The following is a 15,508-nucleotide window of genomic DNA, read 5'->3' as shown; positions in this document are numbered from 1 at the left end:
CATCGGGGTCGTGCCATGGTGCGTTCTCCAATGTGGACGAGAGGAGGCGAGGGATCAGGCGCCGCGAACCCAGAACTCGATCGAGAGCGGCGGAACGGTGAGCGTCAGCTTGGGGCCCTTCTTGGAGCCGATCCGCTGGTCGTTCGTCTTCGGGCCGTAGCGGTGCCCCTCGAACGACGCGGAGGTCTGGGTGTCCACGGTGTAGGTGAACGACTCGGTCTCGGAGCGGTTGGTGATCGCGAACACCTCCTTGCCGGAAGGCGTCTTCCAGGCCATGATCCGCTGGTCCGACAGTCGCTTCGACTCGTCGACCATGTAGCGCACGGAGTCCCACGGCATGTACTTCACGAAGCCCGCGACGGCGTTCCAGTTCTGCGGGTTCCAGGTCCAGTGACCCGGCTTCAGGTCCGGGTAGCGGGAGAAGTCCTTGTCGGACGGCGGGCGCCAGAAGCCGAGGGAGTAGCCGGCCCCTTCGCCGTTGCCGATGGGCTTGAGGGCGTGGAGCCAGAACCAGGTGGGCGCGTCCTGGAAGACCATCCAGTTCATGATCGACTGGGCGGTGTTGATGCAGCGCCAGTCCGAGGTCTTGAAGTCCAGGTACTCGAACTCGTTGTTGAAGACCGGCTTTCCGGCGGCACCCGACCGGAAGTTCCTGGTCATCTGCTCGTTGCTGTCGGTACCGATGCGGTGGTACGTCCAGGCATCGATGTGGGACATGGCGTCGGGGTCCTTGGAGAGCTTCTTCCCGATGGCTCCGGACCAGCCGTCGATGCTGTCCGCCATGATCATGACATCCGGGTACTTGGCGCGGACCTTGGGCGCCACGGCCTTGAAGGCGGCCAGGTACTGGTCGGCGTTGTAGTGGCAGTGCGAATAATTCTGGATGTTGTTGTGGCGGGGTTCGTTCTGCAGTCCCCACATGGACACCGGGATGCCGTTGCCGGTGAGGTGATCCAGGTCGGCCACCATGGCGTCGCCCAGCGCGTCGAGGTCTTTGCGGGCGAAGGAGGCGAGCCTGCCTCCTCCGAGGTAGGACTTGTTGCTCTTGAAGGCCGGTGCCGGGGACCAGTACTCGACGGAGGTGCCCTCGATGCCGGCCTGCTTGATCATGTCCGCGAGCAGCTCGTCCTGTTCGGGGTAGCGCCCGCGCATATGGCGGCGTGAGTCGTCGAGGCCCCGGTAGTAGAGGCCCATCGCGAGGCGGCAGTAGCGGAAGCCGCGGTCCGAACGCCCCGCCTTGAGCATCTGCCGGTAGAACCGGGTTCGCTCGGACTGCGTGAGGTCGTACGGTACAGCGCTGACGGCCTTCGGCAGCCCGTCGTTCTTGGAGCCGATGGAGTCGGACTGGATCTCGAACCCGAGACCCAGGATCGTCTGCTGACGCTTCTTGTCGTACCGGATGACATAGCTGCCGGAGGCGGCTGCCTGGGCGCTGAAGGCCCCGGCGAAGGGGCTGACCGCGGCGACGGCTCCCGCTGCGGCGATTCCGCCGATGATCTTCCTGCGGCTCGGGCGGCTTCGGTGTGTGGACACTGTGCGATCTCCTTTGAAAGCCAGGTGTCTGAGAGGCGGATGGAGGAAGTACTTCGCTGCGGCGCCCGGCCGTCCCGTGGCCGGACGCCGCTGACCCGGCGGTGGGTCAGAACCGGGCGATTGTGTAGCGGTCGACGACGTCGTCGTCGATCTCGGCGCCCAGGCCGGGAGCTTGGGGGACCGTCAGCGCGCCGTCCCTGAACTCGGGCGGGTCGGTGAGGATGCGCTCGCGGATCGGGTTGGGCAGGCGGTTGTACTCGTAGGTGCGCAGGTTCGGGGTGGCCGCGCAGAGCTGCAGCGCCGCGCACAGGCTCACTCCCGAACCGACGCCGTGCGGGGCGATGTCGACGTGGAACGCCGAGGCGAGGGCGGCGAGCCGGGTGGCCTCCGTGAAGCCGCCGCAACGGGCGACGTTCGGCATGAAGACGTCGATGGCCCGGTTCAGCAGCGAGTCGCGCAGGTCGAAGCGGGTGAAGTGCGTCTCGCCGTTGACGATCGTGAGGCCGGTACGGCGGCGCAGCTCGCCGAGGTTGGCCAGGTCGTCGACCTGGAGGGGCTCCTCGTACCAGGAGATGCCGAGGTCGCGCAGGACGCCGCCGACGCGGGTGGCCTGGTCGAGGTCGTACGCGCAGTTCACGTCGGTGAGGATGTCGATGTCCTCGCCCACCGCTTCGCGGACGGCGGTGAGATGGGCGCGGTCCGTGCGCTCACCGCGGCCGATCTTGACCTTGAGGGCCTTGAATCCTTCCTCGACGAATCCGAGGGCCTGGCGGGCCGAGTCGGCGGGGTCGGCGTGCAGGGCGACCGGGCTGGCGTAGCAGTCGATCCGCTCCCGGACCGGGCCGCCGAGGAGGCGGTGCACGGGGACACCGGCGAGCTTGCCCCGCAGGTCCCACAGGGCGAGGTCGATCCCGGCCAGGGCCTCCAGGTAGAAGCCGCGGTTGTGTCCGCCGGCCGCCTGGCCCTGGTAGAGGCGCTCCCAGACCGCGGTGGTCGCGAGGGCGTCCTGGCCGATGAGGAGCGGTGCGAGGACGGTGGTGACGACGGTCGCGGTGACCTGGGGGGAAGGGAGCCCGTAGCACTCGCCGATGCCGACCGTGCCGTCCTCGGCATGGACCTTGACCAGCGTGGCGTACTGGCCGCGCCGTGGCAGGACGAGGTGGCTGGAGGCCGGGTAGCGCAGCCAGTCGGGCACGTCGTCCGGTGAGTCGTAGAGCTCGTCGAAGCTGGCGGACAGGGCCAGGGCCTCGATCTTGGCGATGCGCACGGGGTGCGAGGACATGAGGTGGTTTCTCCAGTGGATCGTGCCGCCGGGCGGGTGGGCGGCCGCCCGGCGTCGGTGCGGGTGCCGGTCAGTCGCGGGCGGTCTCGCGCCCGGTGAAGACCGCGACGAGGGTGACGACGCAGCCGGCGACGACGTACAGGGCGACCGGGGCGGTCGAGCCCGTCGAGGCGTGCAGGGCGGTGCCGATGAAGGGAGCGGTGCCGCCGAAGAGCGCGCCACCGATCTCACGGCCGGTGCTCACACCGCTGAAGCGGACCTTGGCGTCGAACTGCTCGGCCACCAGGGCGGCCTGGGGCCCGAAGACCATGTCCTTGCAGATCGGCATCGCGATGACGTAGGCGAGGAAGACCAGCGGAGTGCTGCGGGTCTCCAGGAGCTGGAAGAAGGGATGGACGAACGCGGCGGTGGCGAGCAGGCCGAGGGCGACCGTCTTCCGCCGGCCGATCTTGTCGGAGACCAGCCCCCACAGTGGGATCGCCCCGATCTCCAGGGTCGCGGCGAGGGCGATGGCCCACAGCAGTGTGGACTTCGGGATGTCCAGCGTGCTGGTGGCGTAGGCGAGTGTGAACGCCTGGATCAGGTAGCCCCACACGAACCCGGAGACGGTGATCCCCATGGTCCGTACGACCGCGCCGGGCTGGGTACGCAGGGTGTGCAGCAGCGGGAAGCGGACCTTGTCGTCCTGCTCCTCCAACTCGGCGAAGACGGGCGTCTCCTCGATACCGCGGCGGGCCCACACACCGAAGATCACCAGGCCGAAGCTCAGCAGGAACGGGATGCGCCAGCCCCATTGGAGGAAGGCGTCCTCGGGAAGCAGGGAGATCAGGCCGAAGACGGCGCTGGCCAGGACGAAGCCCGCTCCGGTGCCCATCGCGGGGATCGCTCCGTACAGGCCGCGCCGCCCCGGTGGGGCGTTCTCCACGGTCAGCAGAGTCGCCCCGGCGAACTCGCCGCCGACCGCGATGCCTTGGGCGATGCGCAGGACGATCAGCAGGATCGGGGCCCCGACGCCGATCATCGCGTGTGTGGGCAGCATGCCGACCAGCGCCGTCGACAGGCCCATGACCAGCATCGTGACCAGCAGGACGTACTTGCGGCCGACCCGGTCGCCGATGTGGCCGAAGACGATGCCGCCGACGGGGCGGGCCGCGAAGCCCACCGCGAAGGTGGCGAAGGAGGCGAGGGTCGCGCCGGTCGACGACGACCCGAAGAACAGCGGGCCGAAGACCAGCGCCGAGGCCAGGCCGTAGAGATTGAAGTCGTACCACTCCATCACCGTGCCGACTGTGCTGGCGACCATCGTGCGCCGCCGGCCGGCGGGCTCCGGCCGGCTCACCGCCGGGGATCTGGGGGTCGAGAACGTGCTCATGGGGACGTACACCGCCTAGAGAGGAAGACCGGACGCCAGGAAGAACATCCAGCGAAGGCTGAAGGTATTCCGTATACGAAATAACGTCCAGAGGTGCGGCGGGAAATTTTTCAGCTTGTGACCGGCGGGGCTCTACGGCTCGGCCGGGGCATGAGCCGGCCGCGTCGCCCCGAACGGCAGCGCCGGTGGCGCCGTCACGGCGGTCGCGCTGGCGAGCACGGCACCGTCGAGCAACCCCGGCCTCTCCAGACGATGCAGAGCCGTCGTCACATACATCCGGCCGCCGCCGAAGGCGATGCTGCTGACGTGGGGCGTGGGCAGGCGCACGGTGCGTAGACGCCTCCCGTCCGGCCCCAGACACAGGACGCGTCCCCCGCCCCAGAGCGCCACCCACAGGTTGCCGTGATCGTCGACCGTCATGCCGTCGGGACGGCCCTCAGCGAGCGTGAATTCGGCGAACGGCTCGGGCGGGCCCAGCGCACCCGTGACAGGGTCCGCCGCATAGCGCGTGATGGTGCCGCGGGCGCTGTCGGCCAGGTACATGAGCCGTCCGTCCGCGGTGAAGGCAGGCCCGTTGGGGACGGTGAGACGGTCGAGCACCTCGTGGACCGTGCCGTCGGGATCAGTGCGGTAGAGCGAGCCCGCGTCCCGTGCGGCGTGGACCTCCATGCTGCCGGCCCAGAACCGGCCCGCCGGATCGCAGACTCCGTCGTTCATCCGCATGGCCCGGTCGGCTCTGTCGCCGGGCCGCGCCAGCCACTCCGGTGCGCCGCGGCCGTCGGTCAGCGCGATGCCGACGCCGGCCGCGACGATCCAGCCCCGCCTTCGCCCGACGGCGGCAGGCGCCACCGCCCCCAGCGGCACACCGAGACCGAGGACTTGCTCCGGCCTGCCACCGGAGCTCTCCCGGCAGCTGTACAGGTCGCCGCGGAGAAGGTCGACGAAGAACAGCCGGCCGTCGAACCATCGGGCGCCTTCGGCGAGTTGATACCGGTCCGCGACACAGGGCCGCCACCGCCTGGCGACCCTTGCCGCCCTCATCGGAGCGTGCTGCCCGGAACGGCGTGCACCAGCCCGAGCTCTTCCCGCACGGGAAGCCCTTCCCAGTCTCCTCGGGAGGCGACCGCGAACGCGCCCAGGGTCACAGCGCGTTCGAGGCGCCGGTCGATGGGCTCGCCGTCCAGGAGGGCCGAGAGATAGCCGGCCACGAAGGCGTCCCCGGCCCCCACCGTGTCCTCCACGGGCACGTCGAGGGCGGGGCGGGCAACGGCACCCGAGGCGTTGAAGACTTCGGCGCCTTCGGCCCCCCGCTTGACGACGATCTCCCGGACACCGCACGCCAGAAGGGCCTCCACCTGCTGCGCCTCGGTCACGGTGCCGCCCGGCGCGGCCAGGGCTAGTTCGTCGTCGGACGCCACCAGGATGTCGGCCTGCGCCGCGAGCGGGCGCAGTGCGGCGGTGGCCGTCTCCCGGGACCAGAGCTTGGCGCGATAGTTCACGTCCAGGCAGAGCGTGGCTCCGCTCGCCCGCACGGCCGACACAGCTGTGCGCACGGCCCGTAGAGGTCCGTGGCCCAGGGCCGCGGTGATGCCGGTCATGTGCACGACCCTGGCCCCCTCGCGCAGGGGTGCCTTGAGGTGCCGGGGAGTCAGCCGCGAACCGGCGGACCCGGACCGGTGGTACGACACGCGGGTGACATCCGCGATGCGGGATTCGAAGACGGCCAGCCCGGTGGGCCCTTCGGCCTGCTCCACGTTCGCCACGTCGACGTTCTCGGCGCGCAACGTGCGCAGCACGAGCGCTCCGAACTCGTCACGGCTCGTGCATCCCACCCAGCGCGCACGGTGGCCGAGGCGGGCGAGGCCTATCGCGACATTCACCTCGGCTCCGGCGACGGACATGTGCAGCGCTCCGCCGCTGCGGATCGGCCGGTCGGCGCGCAGCGTGACCAGCGCTTCTCCGAAGGTCAGTACGTCGGTCATGCCACCACCCCGGTCAGGGCACGGAAGGCGCGCACCCGTCCGGCGAGTCCGCTGGAATCGCCGTCGGCGGCTCGCCCCACGAGCGGGGAGCCGACACCGACCGCGACGGCGCCCGCTTCCAGGTACTCGCGTGCTCGGACGACGTCGACGCCCCCGACGGGCACGAACGGAACGTCGGGGAAGGGCGCCCGGAGCGCGCGCAGCAGCTCCACCCCGCCGACCGCCCCGGCCGGGAAGAGCTTCACCGCGGTGGCGTCCTGCGCGAGCGCGGCCGCGACCTCCGTGGGTGTCACCGCGCCCGCGAGGACGGGCAGTCCGAGTGCGCGCGACGTGCCGACGGCGTCACTGAGGCCGGGTGTGACCACGTACCCCGCGCCCGCCTTGGCCGCCCGCCAGGCGTCCTCGGATGTCACCACGGTGCCCGCCCCCAGGAGCGCCTCCGGCCCGAGGACACTGCGGGCCTGTTCGATCACCCACACCGCGTCCGTGCCGCTCAATGACACCTCGATGAGCGGAATCCCGGTCCGGGCGAGGGTCAGGACCGTGGCGAGCGCCGCCTCGGGGTCCGCCCCGCGGACGATGGCCATGACCCGTTGGGTCTGCAGGGCGAAAAGGAAGTCGTGTGGTCGCACGGATGCCTCCGAGGCACGATTGAGGGAGTTTCGTAGATCGTATACTCTTCCCCTCCGACTTCAACCCTCCTCGCCCTGCCCGGGGACACGGACAGCTACCTGTGAGGCACCGCCCATGACCCGTACCGCCTTGATCACCGGAGCGGCCGGAGGTATCGGCCGCGCCATCGCCGCTCGCTTCGTCGCCGACGGCTTCCGCGTCGTGGGCGTCGACATCACGGACCCCGAACTTCCGGGTGTCACCTATCGACGCGCGAACGTGACCGACGCCGCGGAGGTGGTCTCGGCGGTACGCGTGGCGCAGGCGGCGAGCGGCGCCGTGGACGTCCTGGTCAACTGTGTCGGCATCACCGAGGGCCGGCCGCTGCACCGAACCAGCCTGGAGGAGTGGAACTCCGTCATGACAGTCAATCTGTCATCGGTCTTCCTGTACGTACGCGAGGTCCTGCCCGCCATGATGACGGCGGGAACCGGTGCCGTGATCACGGTCGGCTCCGTCCTGCACCGGACGGCCGCACCGGGTCTTCCCGCCTACGCGGCGTCCAAGGGCGCCATCGCCGCACTCACCCGCCAACTCGCCGTCGACTACGGCCAGTACGGCATTCACTTCGCCACCGTCTCCCCCGGATGGGTCCGGACGCCGGCCACCGAGTCCCGGCTGGACGGCGAGCGCGATCTGGAACGGCTGCGTCAGAGCAATCCCCTGAGGCTGTTGTGCGAGCCCGAACAGATCGCGAACACGGTCGCCTTCGTCGCCTCACCGGACGGGGCGATGCTGACGGGCAGCGAGATCGTCCTGGACGCCGGCGCGTCGGCCGTCAGCCCCGCGAGCCTGCTGCGGGACGCGCACCGGACGCGGATGGGGCTTCCTCCTTTGTGAGGCCTTGTGAGGCCTTGTGAGGGCGGTACGACCCCCGGGGCGCCCGCTGGAGGAAAGGAGGAGACGTCCCACCGCGGCACGACAAGACCATCCCGACGGCCACCGCCACCCCGGAAGGAATGCGACCACAGTGATCGAACTGCCCGCCGATGACCGCGAGTCCAGCCCGTACACCGGCTACACCCGTGCTCACTGGGAGGCCGCGGCCGATGCCCTGCTCGCCGCCGTGGCACCGTACGCCACCGCCGACCGCGCCCTCTATCACCTGCCCGGCAGCCATGTGAGCCAGGCGGGCCGCCTCTCCGACGGCCTGGAGGGGTACGCCCGCACACTGCTGCTGGCCGCCTTCCGTCAGGACGAGACCCTTCTCGGCCGCTACGCCGAGGGCCTCGCGACCGGCCCCGGCGGCGTATGGCCGCGGATCGAGGACCACAGCCAGCCGCTTGTCGAAGCCGCCTCGATCGCTCTCGCCCTGCGGCTGACCCGGCCGCTGCTGTGGGACCGCCTGGAGCAGCGGGTGCGCGAGCGGACGGCGGACTGGCTGTCGGACGCGCTCACCGCAGAACCCCGGCCGAACAACTGGGAGTTGTTCCCCGTCACCGTCGGCGGCTTCCTCCAGGAGATCGGCCACCGGCCGGACGCGGCGCGCCGGGCGATCGATCGGGGCCTGGAACGCATCGAGGACTGGTACCGGGGCGACGGCTGGTACACGGACGGCGACGGCCGGAAGTTCGACTACTACAACGGCTGGGCCATGCACCTGTACCCGGTCCTGCACGCATGGCTGGCCGACGACAGCGCACTGCTCTCCCTGTACGGCGGACGGCTGTCCCAGCACCTCGAGGACTACGCCCGGCTCTTCGGCGGCGACGGCGCCCCCGTGTTCCAGGGCCGTTCCCTGACCTATCGCTTCGCCACGACGGCCCCGCTCTGGCTCGGCGCGCTGACCGGGCACACTCCGCTGTCCCCGGGCGAGACACGACGACTGGGCTCCGGCGCCCTGCGGTACTTCCTGGACGGCGGGGCGGTCGACGAGCGAGGTCTCCTGCCACTCGGCTGGCTCGGTCCCGACGAGTCGCTCGTACAGACCTACTCGGGCCCGGCCTCCCCCTACTGGGCGAGCAAGGGCTTCCTCGGCTTGCTGCTGCCGCCGGACCACGAGGTGTGGACGGCACCGGAACAGCAGGCCCAGGTCGAGCGTGCCGACCGGGTCACGTCCCTGCCCGCGCCCAACTGGCTGCTGGTGTCGACCTGTTCGGACGGCCTGGTACGGCTGCACAACCACGGCAGCGAGGACACCCGCTACGCGGCGTTGTACACCCGTCTGGCCTACTCGACCGCGACCGTGCCGGCACCGTCGTACGACAACAGCGTGTTCGTCGGCGGGGACGCCACCCGGACGGAGATCGAGCCGCTCGGCACGGGTGAGGGGTGGATCGCCTCCCGGCACACCGTGCGCGACGGCATCACCGTGACCAGCGTGGTCCTCGCCGAGGGGGCGGTGGAGGTACGGGCCTTTCTTGTCGCCGGTGCGCCGCCGGGTACGCGGGTGCGGCTTACGGGATGGGCGCCGCGGGAGGGTTTCAGGGCCGAGCTTGTGCCTGCTATCGGCCTGACCGGCACCCTCGCAGGGGTCGAAGGGGTCACGGGGGTCGAGGGGGTCACAGGGAAGGGGGACGCCCTGTTCGTCGCTTTGGCCCGACTGACCGCCGATCCGGATCCGTTGCCGCATCCGTTGCCGTTGCCGCTGCCGCTGCCGCTGACCGAGCTGGTGTCCGTGCGAGCGGACGGCGTCGGCGGGCTCGAGGTCCACTGGAGCGGTCGAGCCGGGATCGGGGTACGGCTGGACGCATCGGGCGTGGACGTCACTGTGCGCGAATGAGGGCTCTGCGCGGCAGGCTCGGAGCAGGACAGCCACTGCAAGAGTCCCGAACCATACCGTGGGCACCCCCACGGCGATCTCGCGCTCGTCGGCACTTGCCGACGGCTCTTCTCGTCGTGGACGGGGACCTGTTCCGGCACCGCCGGCCACACGTCGGCCGACTGCACCGGAACAGGTCACGCCGGCTGAAGGATCGGCCGGCCGTCCGAGGGGCGGGGCCCGGCCTGCGCTACGCGCGCCGGACTAGGTGCGCTCCTCGGTGGCCGGCAACGCCGGATCCCCTGGATCAGCGGTCAGTTGCGGCGAGCCACTGCTCCCACTCGTTCTGGCCCTGGGCCCACTGCCGGTCGACCTCGTCGGCCTCCTCCGCGCTGGGCTTCGCGTTCTTGCAGTCGGCCGGCGCGGAGCCGCCGGACATCAGATCCGAGCACTGGCCTGTGCGGTTGTCCGGCAGACCAAGGATGTGACCGGTCTCGTGCGAGGTGACCCGGGTGGAGCTGAACTCCTTGGTCTGCTCGAAGTCCAGGAAGATGTAGCCCTTGCCGTTGCCTTCGACCCTCGCGTGCGACCCCTGGGGGTCATTGCCCTCGCGGTAGGTGAAGTCAGGATTGCTGCCCTCCTTCAGCTCCACGTTGTCCACGGCCGCGTTCCATATTGCGGCGCTGCGCTTGATCTGCTTGCGGAAGTGCGGGGCGTCCTTGGCGCTGTAGGTGACGGTGACGGCGGCGGCCGTGCTCTTCGTCGTGTTCTCCTTCTTCGCCAGGGCTGACTTCAGCACGGCCTGGATGAACGCGTCGGTGTCGGCCTTGTCGTCCTTGCCCGCGGTGTAGAGGTCGGTCGCCGCCGGCTGCCCGGATCCGTCACCCGACGTGTCGGGGGACGCGGATGCGATGGACAGACCGGAGGCGAGGAGGCCGACGCCCAGAGCCGTGGCGAGCGCCAACTTGGGGAGCTTCATGTGTGGGGTTCCTTGTAGTTCGCGCGCAGTGCGTGGGAGAGGGTCGCAGGATCCCCAGCGCCCTTCCCCTGCCCGCGCGTTCTGGCAGTTTCCACAGAGGAGGACTGGCAGTCGGGCAGGGGATCCCGCAGCTTTACCCATGCTTTACCCGTGGAGGTGGGCCGAACTGTCAATCAGCGCAGGTCAGTTGAACATTTCGCTCCACCGAGTTTCGCGCTGGCGCGGAGGCAGGAGCCTTGTCCCTCAACGCGTACTCGCTCACGCCGCCCGTCGACAGGCAGCGCTCGGCGCCGCCCGGCCCAGATGAATGAATCCGATGCTCTGCCGACCGCGACCATGCTCGAACAGCACGGCGGCCGAACACCAGCAGGAGTCTTCGCCCGCACCCGACAACGACTCGCCCTCGCCGTCGGCATCTGGAGGATCAGCCCCTCGGGGCGGGCATGATGCCCGCGCCTCGGAGGGCTCTTGGCCTCTGGCTGCTGCAGCCCTGCGCGACCCGGAGGCCGTCGATCTCGACGATGATCGCCAAACGCAAACAGCGGGCCGGTCCAAAGGCAGGCCGCCAGCCTTCGAGAAGACCGCCACCGTCTACCTGGCCGCACTGCCCATCGCGGCCGTCTTCATCTGGTCCGCCCGAGGATCCAGAAGAAACGGCCTAGGTCATCCGAGGAAACTCAACCGCACCTGACGGTTGGGATTGTCCCTATTGGTGTCCGCCAACCTCCGCAAGGACAACCCCGACCCTACTCACCAGCGCAAGCGCTCCGCGCGACGTCACACACTCCGGATCCTGTCTCAGCATCGACGCCACCGCACTGGCGGAGGTTGCAGTCCAGCTTCCCGCCGTCGAAGCCGCGGCTGTCCTGGCCCACCGTCCCGGCGCCCTCTACGGACTGGGAGTCCAGGATCACCGCGACGGTGCCGGGATTGAGGCCGTCGTGGGTTCGGATCATCGTGCAGCTCGGCATGGATACGGGCCATTGTTCCGTTCGCCCGCCATCGCTGGAACAATCCGTAGACCGTCCGCCAGGGGATGCCGAAGTCGACGGGAACGGACCTCCTTAGGTGGAATCGAGCCGAGCTAGTAGTACGGCCGATTGCAGAGGAAGCAGCCGTCCCAGAGCGGGAGCGCGCTGAGGACGCGGTGCCGCACGCACGAGGCCATCGCGGCCTCGTCCGGGCCAGGGAAGCCACGAGCGGCGCTGCTGTCGGCGGGCGGGGTGCAGGACTCCACCAAGGTTGCGAAGCGGTGCAGGTAGTCATGCACGCGGGGCGGGTGGTAGCCCAACTCGCTCCAGCGATGTCCGCTCGCCGCGAGTGCTGTGGCACGCAGCACGAAGTCCTTCGCGCGGGCGCGTTCCCGCTCCGTCGCACCCCAGTCGAACTCCGCCAGGTCGAACCCGACGGCACCGCGCCCCATGACGTTCTGGTCCTGCAGGGTCAGCAGCGCCGCGAAGCGGAAGTCCCAGTCCTCGGAAGCGAGATCAGACACGGCCAGCATCAGCACGTCGATGAACACCGCGGTGGCGCCATTGGACAGATCCAGGTCGTGGCTACCGCCGGAGAAGATGTTGCTCACCGACCTATGATGCGATCCCGGCCCTCCACATGCTTGGAGAGGACGCATGACGGATGCGAGCAGCGGCAAAGTGGTCGTGAACAGGGTGATGTCCCTCGATGGGTTCATCGCCGGTCCCGGCCACACGATGGACTGGATCTTCGAGCACATGACGTCGGCGACATTCCCGGAGGTCATGGCGGCCACGGGCGCCATGCTCATCGGCCGGGGCACGTTCGAGGTCGGCAAGCGCATGTCCGACGAGAACACCGACTACGACGGCGGGGCGCATTTCGTCCTCACTCACCGCCCGCCCGACGAGCCGGACCCCAACGTCATCTTCCTCACCTGCGACATCGAGGAAGCCGTGGCCACGGCACGCCGCGCCGCCGGCGACAAGAACCTGGAGATTCTCGGAGCCGACGTGGCCGCCCAGTGCCTGCAGCGCGGCCTCGTCGACGAGATCCTCGTGTACGTGCTGCCAGTGCTGCTCGGCGACGGCGTCCGCTTCGCACCGCCGGGCCTCGACCGGATCGACCTGGAACCGTTCAGCAACGTCCAGTCGGGCGGGGTCACCATGCTGCGCTTCCACGTGCACAGGTAGGCACGGTCGCAACTACTAGCCTGCTGTCACGGCCCCCTTCTCGTGGGACACGTTCTCCATCACGAGGCTGACCGCGCCCCGTGCGCTGTCAACGGGATCGCCTTCTGGCTGCACAACGCGTATCTGCGGCGCTGTCAGGACGTGATGACCGTGCGCAGCAGGAAGCCGGTGGGCGTGCCGGAGTTCAGCGTCGGACCGCCACGGCCTCCGTGCGGAGCGTCGGCGTTCAGCGCCGGGCTGCCGCGGCCGCATCCTGGCCGCGGCCGCGGCCAGGATGCAGTGCAGGACAGGGACCGGGATCGCCGGGTTGGTGACCGCTGCGGATGCCGTGTCGCGGTCGTGCAGCAGCCCGGCCAGGACGCGGGCTGGCAGCCGCGGACTGCGCACCGCGGTGTCGCGGACGTAAGCCTCCGGGTCGTTCAGCAGCCGCACCGCGTCGGCCGGTGACAGCCGGGGGTCCTCAGCCGCGCGGCGGCGCACCTCGGCTTCGGGATCCCGTGCCAGGCGTGCGACGTCGGCCGGTGTCGACTCCGTATCGTCCAGAGCCAGGCGGCGCATCCGCCCGCTGGGGTCGTCGGTGTAGCGCAGCAGGCCCACACGGGGGAAGTTGGGGTGGTTGCGGGGCCGGCCGGGGTGGCTGAAGCTGCCGTCCCACCAGCGCCAGACCTCCAGCAGCATGTCGGCCGGCGCGTCCTCGCACGATTCGGCGAGGAACAGGCGGACCGCCCGGTCCTCGTCCCGCGTCAGGCGCGCCACGACATCCGGTGGGAGGTGCCGGGCCCGGGCCACACTGCGGCGGACCAGCGGGTGGGACGACGCGGCCAGACGGCGCATCGCGTCGGCGTCGCCGTGGAGGTTCTCGACCCAGGGCAGGGTGTGCGACATCGACGTGGCGTCGAAGTCGTAGTGCATCGCGGCACGTTGTTCCTCGGTGAGGTCGGGGCGCAGCGCCACCGCGGAGCGGATGTCGTCCTGCGGGTCCTGTGCCAGCACGGCAACGCCGTGCTGGCACAGGCACGGGTTTGGCGGCCAACGCCCGACGCACCTCCGCGTCCCCGTCCCGGACGAGCTCCGCCTCCAGCTCGGGCGCGAGGCGGCACCGTTCGAGCGCCCGCCGCCGGTCGGGCAGGGCGGCGAAAACCTCGCGAGGCATGGGTACGCCGACGTGGTGGGCGAGCAGCGCAGCCGTTCGCACCACGTCGTCGGTGTCGGCCAGCAGCCGCTCCCGCAGCGGCGCAGCGAGGCCCTCCCACCGGGCACAGGCCGCCGCCCGCACCCGGGGATCAGCGTCGGCCGCGAGGCCAGGGAGGTTCAGGGAGTGAGAGGAACCGCGCAGTGGAGCCCCCTGCCGGAGTCCGGCAGTCAGGAGCCAGGGCAGCGCCAGACGATGCTGACGCCGCCCGAGCTTGCCGGTGATGGAGTTCAGCGTGCCCTCCGGTTCGTGAATGAACCCGGTGTCGACGTCGTTGGTGGTCGTGGAGGTCAGGCCGAGTGCGGTGTGGTGGAACCAGGTCGAACCCAGCTTGGTGCGCTCGGAGTTGTCCGTGCGGAGAGCTGGTTGCAGTCCGTCCACGTCTCGTTCGTGCGGGCGGTGGTGCTCGCACCTGCCGTCTTGATCTGTAAGTCTTGTGTCAGGAGCGGGTCTTCCGATGGGCTGAGAAGGCGAAGACCGCCAGAATCACTCCACCTGCCGCTGCGATTACTCCGAGCACAATCGGCACGGTGTCGCCAGTGAGCCTTTTCCAACCTCAGTTTGTGCATGTCAGGTGCAGGGTGAGGACGGCCTGGACGAGGCTGGTGATACGGCTGGTAGAGCATCGCAGTTTGCGCATGAGTCGCCAGGTTTTGAGGGTGGCCATGGCCTGTTCGACGAGGGCACGGACCTTCGCGTGTGAGCAGTTGACGGCCCGCTGACCAGGGGAGAGAGTCTCCCAGCGCCCCCAGTAGGGAACTCGCACGGTGCCGCCGGCGCCCCGGTAGCCCTTGTCGGCCCAGCAATCCACCCCGGCCTCCGCCAGGGCACCGATGATGCCGTGGGTTCGCGCGGCCTTGATGTCGTGGACAGATCCCGGCAGCGCGGGCGAGGCCACAGCAACCGTCCCGCCGGGTCGGCGATCACCTGCACGTTCATGCCGTGCTTCTTATGTTTCCCGGAGTAGAAGGGTCGGTCGGCGGCGATCCGGCCGATCGGCAGCAACGTGCCGTCCAGGATCACGAACGCCTTGCCGGAGGCTGTCCTCACCGCCTCGGCGAGGGTTGGAGCCAGAGCGGCCAGGATGTCGACGGCCTCGGCGATGTACCGGTAGGCGGTGGTGGTGCCCACGCCGAACCCGGCGGCGAGCTGGGCGTAGGTATGGCCGCATCGTAGATGAGCCAGCACGAGCAGCGCCTGCCGTCCGGCGGCCGGCCGGCGACATCGTGTCCCTTGCGCAAGACGACGTGCGGTCAACTCACGGGCGAGGAAGCGCAGAGCGGAGGTGGGCAGATCGACCCCGGCTGGGTAGACGAGCGTGCGGAAAGCTCCTGGCAGGATGGCTTGGACTCGACACGCACCCCTCTACCAGGAGCTTCTCTACGCCCGGGCCTCGCCCTCCCCCCCCAGTGGCCCTGCTCCGCACGCAGGTTGAGGAAACCTCAGTGGGTGTGGGCGTGAGGGAGTATGCGGAAGAGTCCGGCGCCGATCACGAGCGCGGGACGGTGGTCGAAGCGACACCGATCCATTCGTGTCCGCGTCGTACTCGGCTGCCTGCGAGCCGGGCGCGGGCTGGATCCGGTCGAGCTCGCGGCTCAGGGCCGACTCGGACTCCTTCCGGTGTGCTCAG

Annotated in this window: 12 protein-coding genes and 2 pseudogenes; 4 read left to right on the top strand and 10 right to left on the bottom strand. The window is 69.8% G+C overall.

Annotation, left to right across the window (positions count from 1 at the left end):
• Nucleotides 1–54: 54 nt before the first annotated feature.
• The 6 genes from KJK29_RS33900 to KJK29_RS33875 all read right to left on the bottom strand — a co-directional run bounded on the left by KJK29_RS33900 (nucleotide 55) and on the right by KJK29_RS33875 (nucleotide 6,801).
• Nucleotides 55–1,533, bottom strand: a complete 1,479-nt coding sequence (locus tag KJK29_RS33900; protein ID WP_215122975.1) for a glycoside hydrolase — start codon at nucleotides 1,531–1,533, stop codon at nucleotides 55–57.
• Between the two features lie 106 nt (nucleotides 1,534–1,639).
• Nucleotides 1,640–2,815, bottom strand: a complete 1,176-nt coding sequence (locus KJK29_RS33895) for a mandelate racemase/muconate lactonizing enzyme family protein (RefSeq protein ID WP_215122974.1) — start codon at nucleotides 2,813–2,815, stop codon at nucleotides 1,640–1,642.
• Nucleotides 2,816–2,885: 70 nt separating this feature from the next.
• Entirely contained in the window at nucleotides 2,886–4,118 is a 1,233-nt protein-coding gene (locus KJK29_RS33890) for an MFS transporter (RefSeq protein ID WP_215122973.1), read from the bottom strand.
• 201 nt (nucleotides 4,119–4,319) lie between these two features.
• Entirely contained in the window at nucleotides 4,320–5,228 is a 909-nt protein-coding gene (locus KJK29_RS33885) for an SMP-30/gluconolactonase/LRE family protein (RefSeq protein ID WP_215122972.1), read from the bottom strand.
• Entirely contained in the window at nucleotides 5,225–6,169 is a 945-nt protein-coding gene (locus KJK29_RS33880) for a sugar kinase (protein WP_215122971.1), read from the bottom strand. Before KJK29_RS33880 ends, KJK29_RS33885 begins: the two co-directional genes overlap by 4 nt.
• Nucleotides 6,166–6,801: a bifunctional 4-hydroxy-2-oxoglutarate aldolase/2-dehydro-3-deoxy-phosphogluconate aldolase gene (locus tag KJK29_RS33875; protein ID WP_255961316.1), complete on the bottom strand. Its 636-nt coding sequence runs from the start codon at nucleotides 6,799–6,801 to the stop codon at nucleotides 6,166–6,168. The genes KJK29_RS33880 and KJK29_RS33875 overlap by 4 nt, the downstream gene beginning before the upstream one ends.
• 115 nt (nucleotides 6,802–6,916) lie before the next feature.
• Here KJK29_RS33875 and KJK29_RS33870 point away from each other — a divergent pair, with 115 nt between their 5' ends.
• Both KJK29_RS33870 and KJK29_RS33865 read left to right on the top strand, forming a co-directional pair.
• Nucleotides 6,917–7,681, top strand: coding sequence for an SDR family NAD(P)-dependent oxidoreductase (locus KJK29_RS33870; protein WP_215122970.1), 765 nt, complete (start codon nucleotides 6,917–6,919; stop codon nucleotides 7,679–7,681).
• Between the two features lie 133 nt (nucleotides 7,682–7,814).
• Nucleotides 7,815–9,563: a DUF2264 domain-containing protein gene (locus tag KJK29_RS33865; RefSeq protein ID WP_215124549.1), complete on the top strand. Its 1,749-nt coding sequence runs from the start codon at nucleotides 7,815–7,817 to the stop codon at nucleotides 9,561–9,563.
• A 286-nt stretch (nucleotides 9,564–9,849) separates the two neighbouring features.
• On the opposite strand, the gene KJK29_RS33860 is transcribed toward KJK29_RS33865, so the two are convergent.
• A complete protein-coding gene (locus KJK29_RS33860; protein ID WP_215122969.1) occupies nucleotides 9,850–10,521 on the bottom strand; it encodes a snapalysin family zinc-dependent metalloprotease in 672 nt (223 codons plus the stop codon).
• Between the two features lie 336 nt (nucleotides 10,522–10,857).
• On the opposite strand from KJK29_RS33860, the pseudogene KJK29_RS39510 reads away from it, so the two are divergent.
• Nucleotides 10,858–10,968: pseudogene (locus tag KJK29_RS39510) on the top strand (IS982 family transposase); the annotation flags it as partial.
• Between the two features lie 637 nt (nucleotides 10,969–11,605).
• Here the strand turns inward: KJK29_RS39510 and KJK29_RS33855 are convergent.
• Complete coding sequence (locus tag KJK29_RS33855) at nucleotides 11,606–12,103, bottom strand: hypothetical protein (RefSeq protein ID WP_215122968.1); 498 nt, start codon at nucleotides 12,101–12,103, stop codon at nucleotides 11,606–11,608.
• Between the two features lie 46 nt (nucleotides 12,104–12,149).
• On the opposite strand from KJK29_RS33855, the gene KJK29_RS33850 reads away from it, so the two are divergent.
• Nucleotides 12,150–12,686, top strand: coding sequence for a dihydrofolate reductase family protein (locus KJK29_RS33850; RefSeq protein ID WP_215122967.1), 537 nt, complete (start codon nucleotides 12,150–12,152; stop codon nucleotides 12,684–12,686).
• 15 nt (nucleotides 12,687–12,701) lie between these two features.
• On the opposite strand, the gene KJK29_RS33845 is transcribed toward KJK29_RS33850, so the two are convergent.
• Together KJK29_RS33845 and KJK29_RS33840 are read right to left on the bottom strand one after the other, a co-directional pair.
• On the bottom strand, nucleotides 12,702–13,679 hold the full coding sequence (locus KJK29_RS33845; RefSeq protein WP_251057999.1) for a hypothetical protein: 978 nt from the start codon (nucleotides 13,677–13,679) through the stop codon (nucleotides 12,702–12,704).
• 755 nt (nucleotides 13,680–14,434) lie between these two features.
• A pseudogene (locus KJK29_RS33840) lies at nucleotides 14,435–15,216 on the bottom strand (transposase family protein).
• Nucleotides 15,217–15,508: the final 292 nt, after the last annotated feature.

The sequence above is a fragment of the Streptomyces koelreuteriae genome, from assembly GCF_018604545.1.
GTDB lineage: Bacteria > Actinomycetota > Actinomycetes > Streptomycetales > Streptomycetaceae > Streptomyces > Streptomyces koelreuteriae.
Note: the sequence above shows the minus strand (reverse complement) of the source record. Positions and strands in the feature narration are given on the sequence as shown.

Coding starts and splice junctions, on each gene's coding strand:
- KJK29_RS33880 (WP_215122971.1), bottom strand. CDS start 6,169: ATGACCGACGTACTGACCTTCGGAGAAGCGCTGGTCACGCTGCGCGCC.
- KJK29_RS33895 (WP_215122974.1), bottom strand. CDS start 2,815: ATGTCCTCGCACCCCGTGCGCATCGCCAAGATCGAGGCCCTGGCCCTG.
- KJK29_RS33860 (WP_215122969.1), bottom strand. CDS start 10,521: ATGAAGCTCCCCAAGTTGGCGCTCGCCACGGCTCTGGGCGTCGGCCTC.
- KJK29_RS33870 (WP_215122970.1), top strand. CDS start 6,917: ATGACCCGTACCGCCTTGATCACCGGAGCGGCCGGAGGTATCGGCCGC.
- KJK29_RS33885 (WP_215122972.1), bottom strand. CDS start 5,228: ATGAGGGCGGCAAGGGTCGCCAGGCGGTGGCGGCCCTGTGTCGCGGAC.
- KJK29_RS33890 (WP_215122973.1), bottom strand. CDS start 4,118: ATGGTCGCCAGCACAGTCGGCACGGTGATGGAGTGGTACGACTTCAAT.
- KJK29_RS33850 (WP_215122967.1), top strand. CDS start 12,150: ATGACGGATGCGAGCAGCGGCAAAGTGGTCGTGAACAGGGTGATGTCC.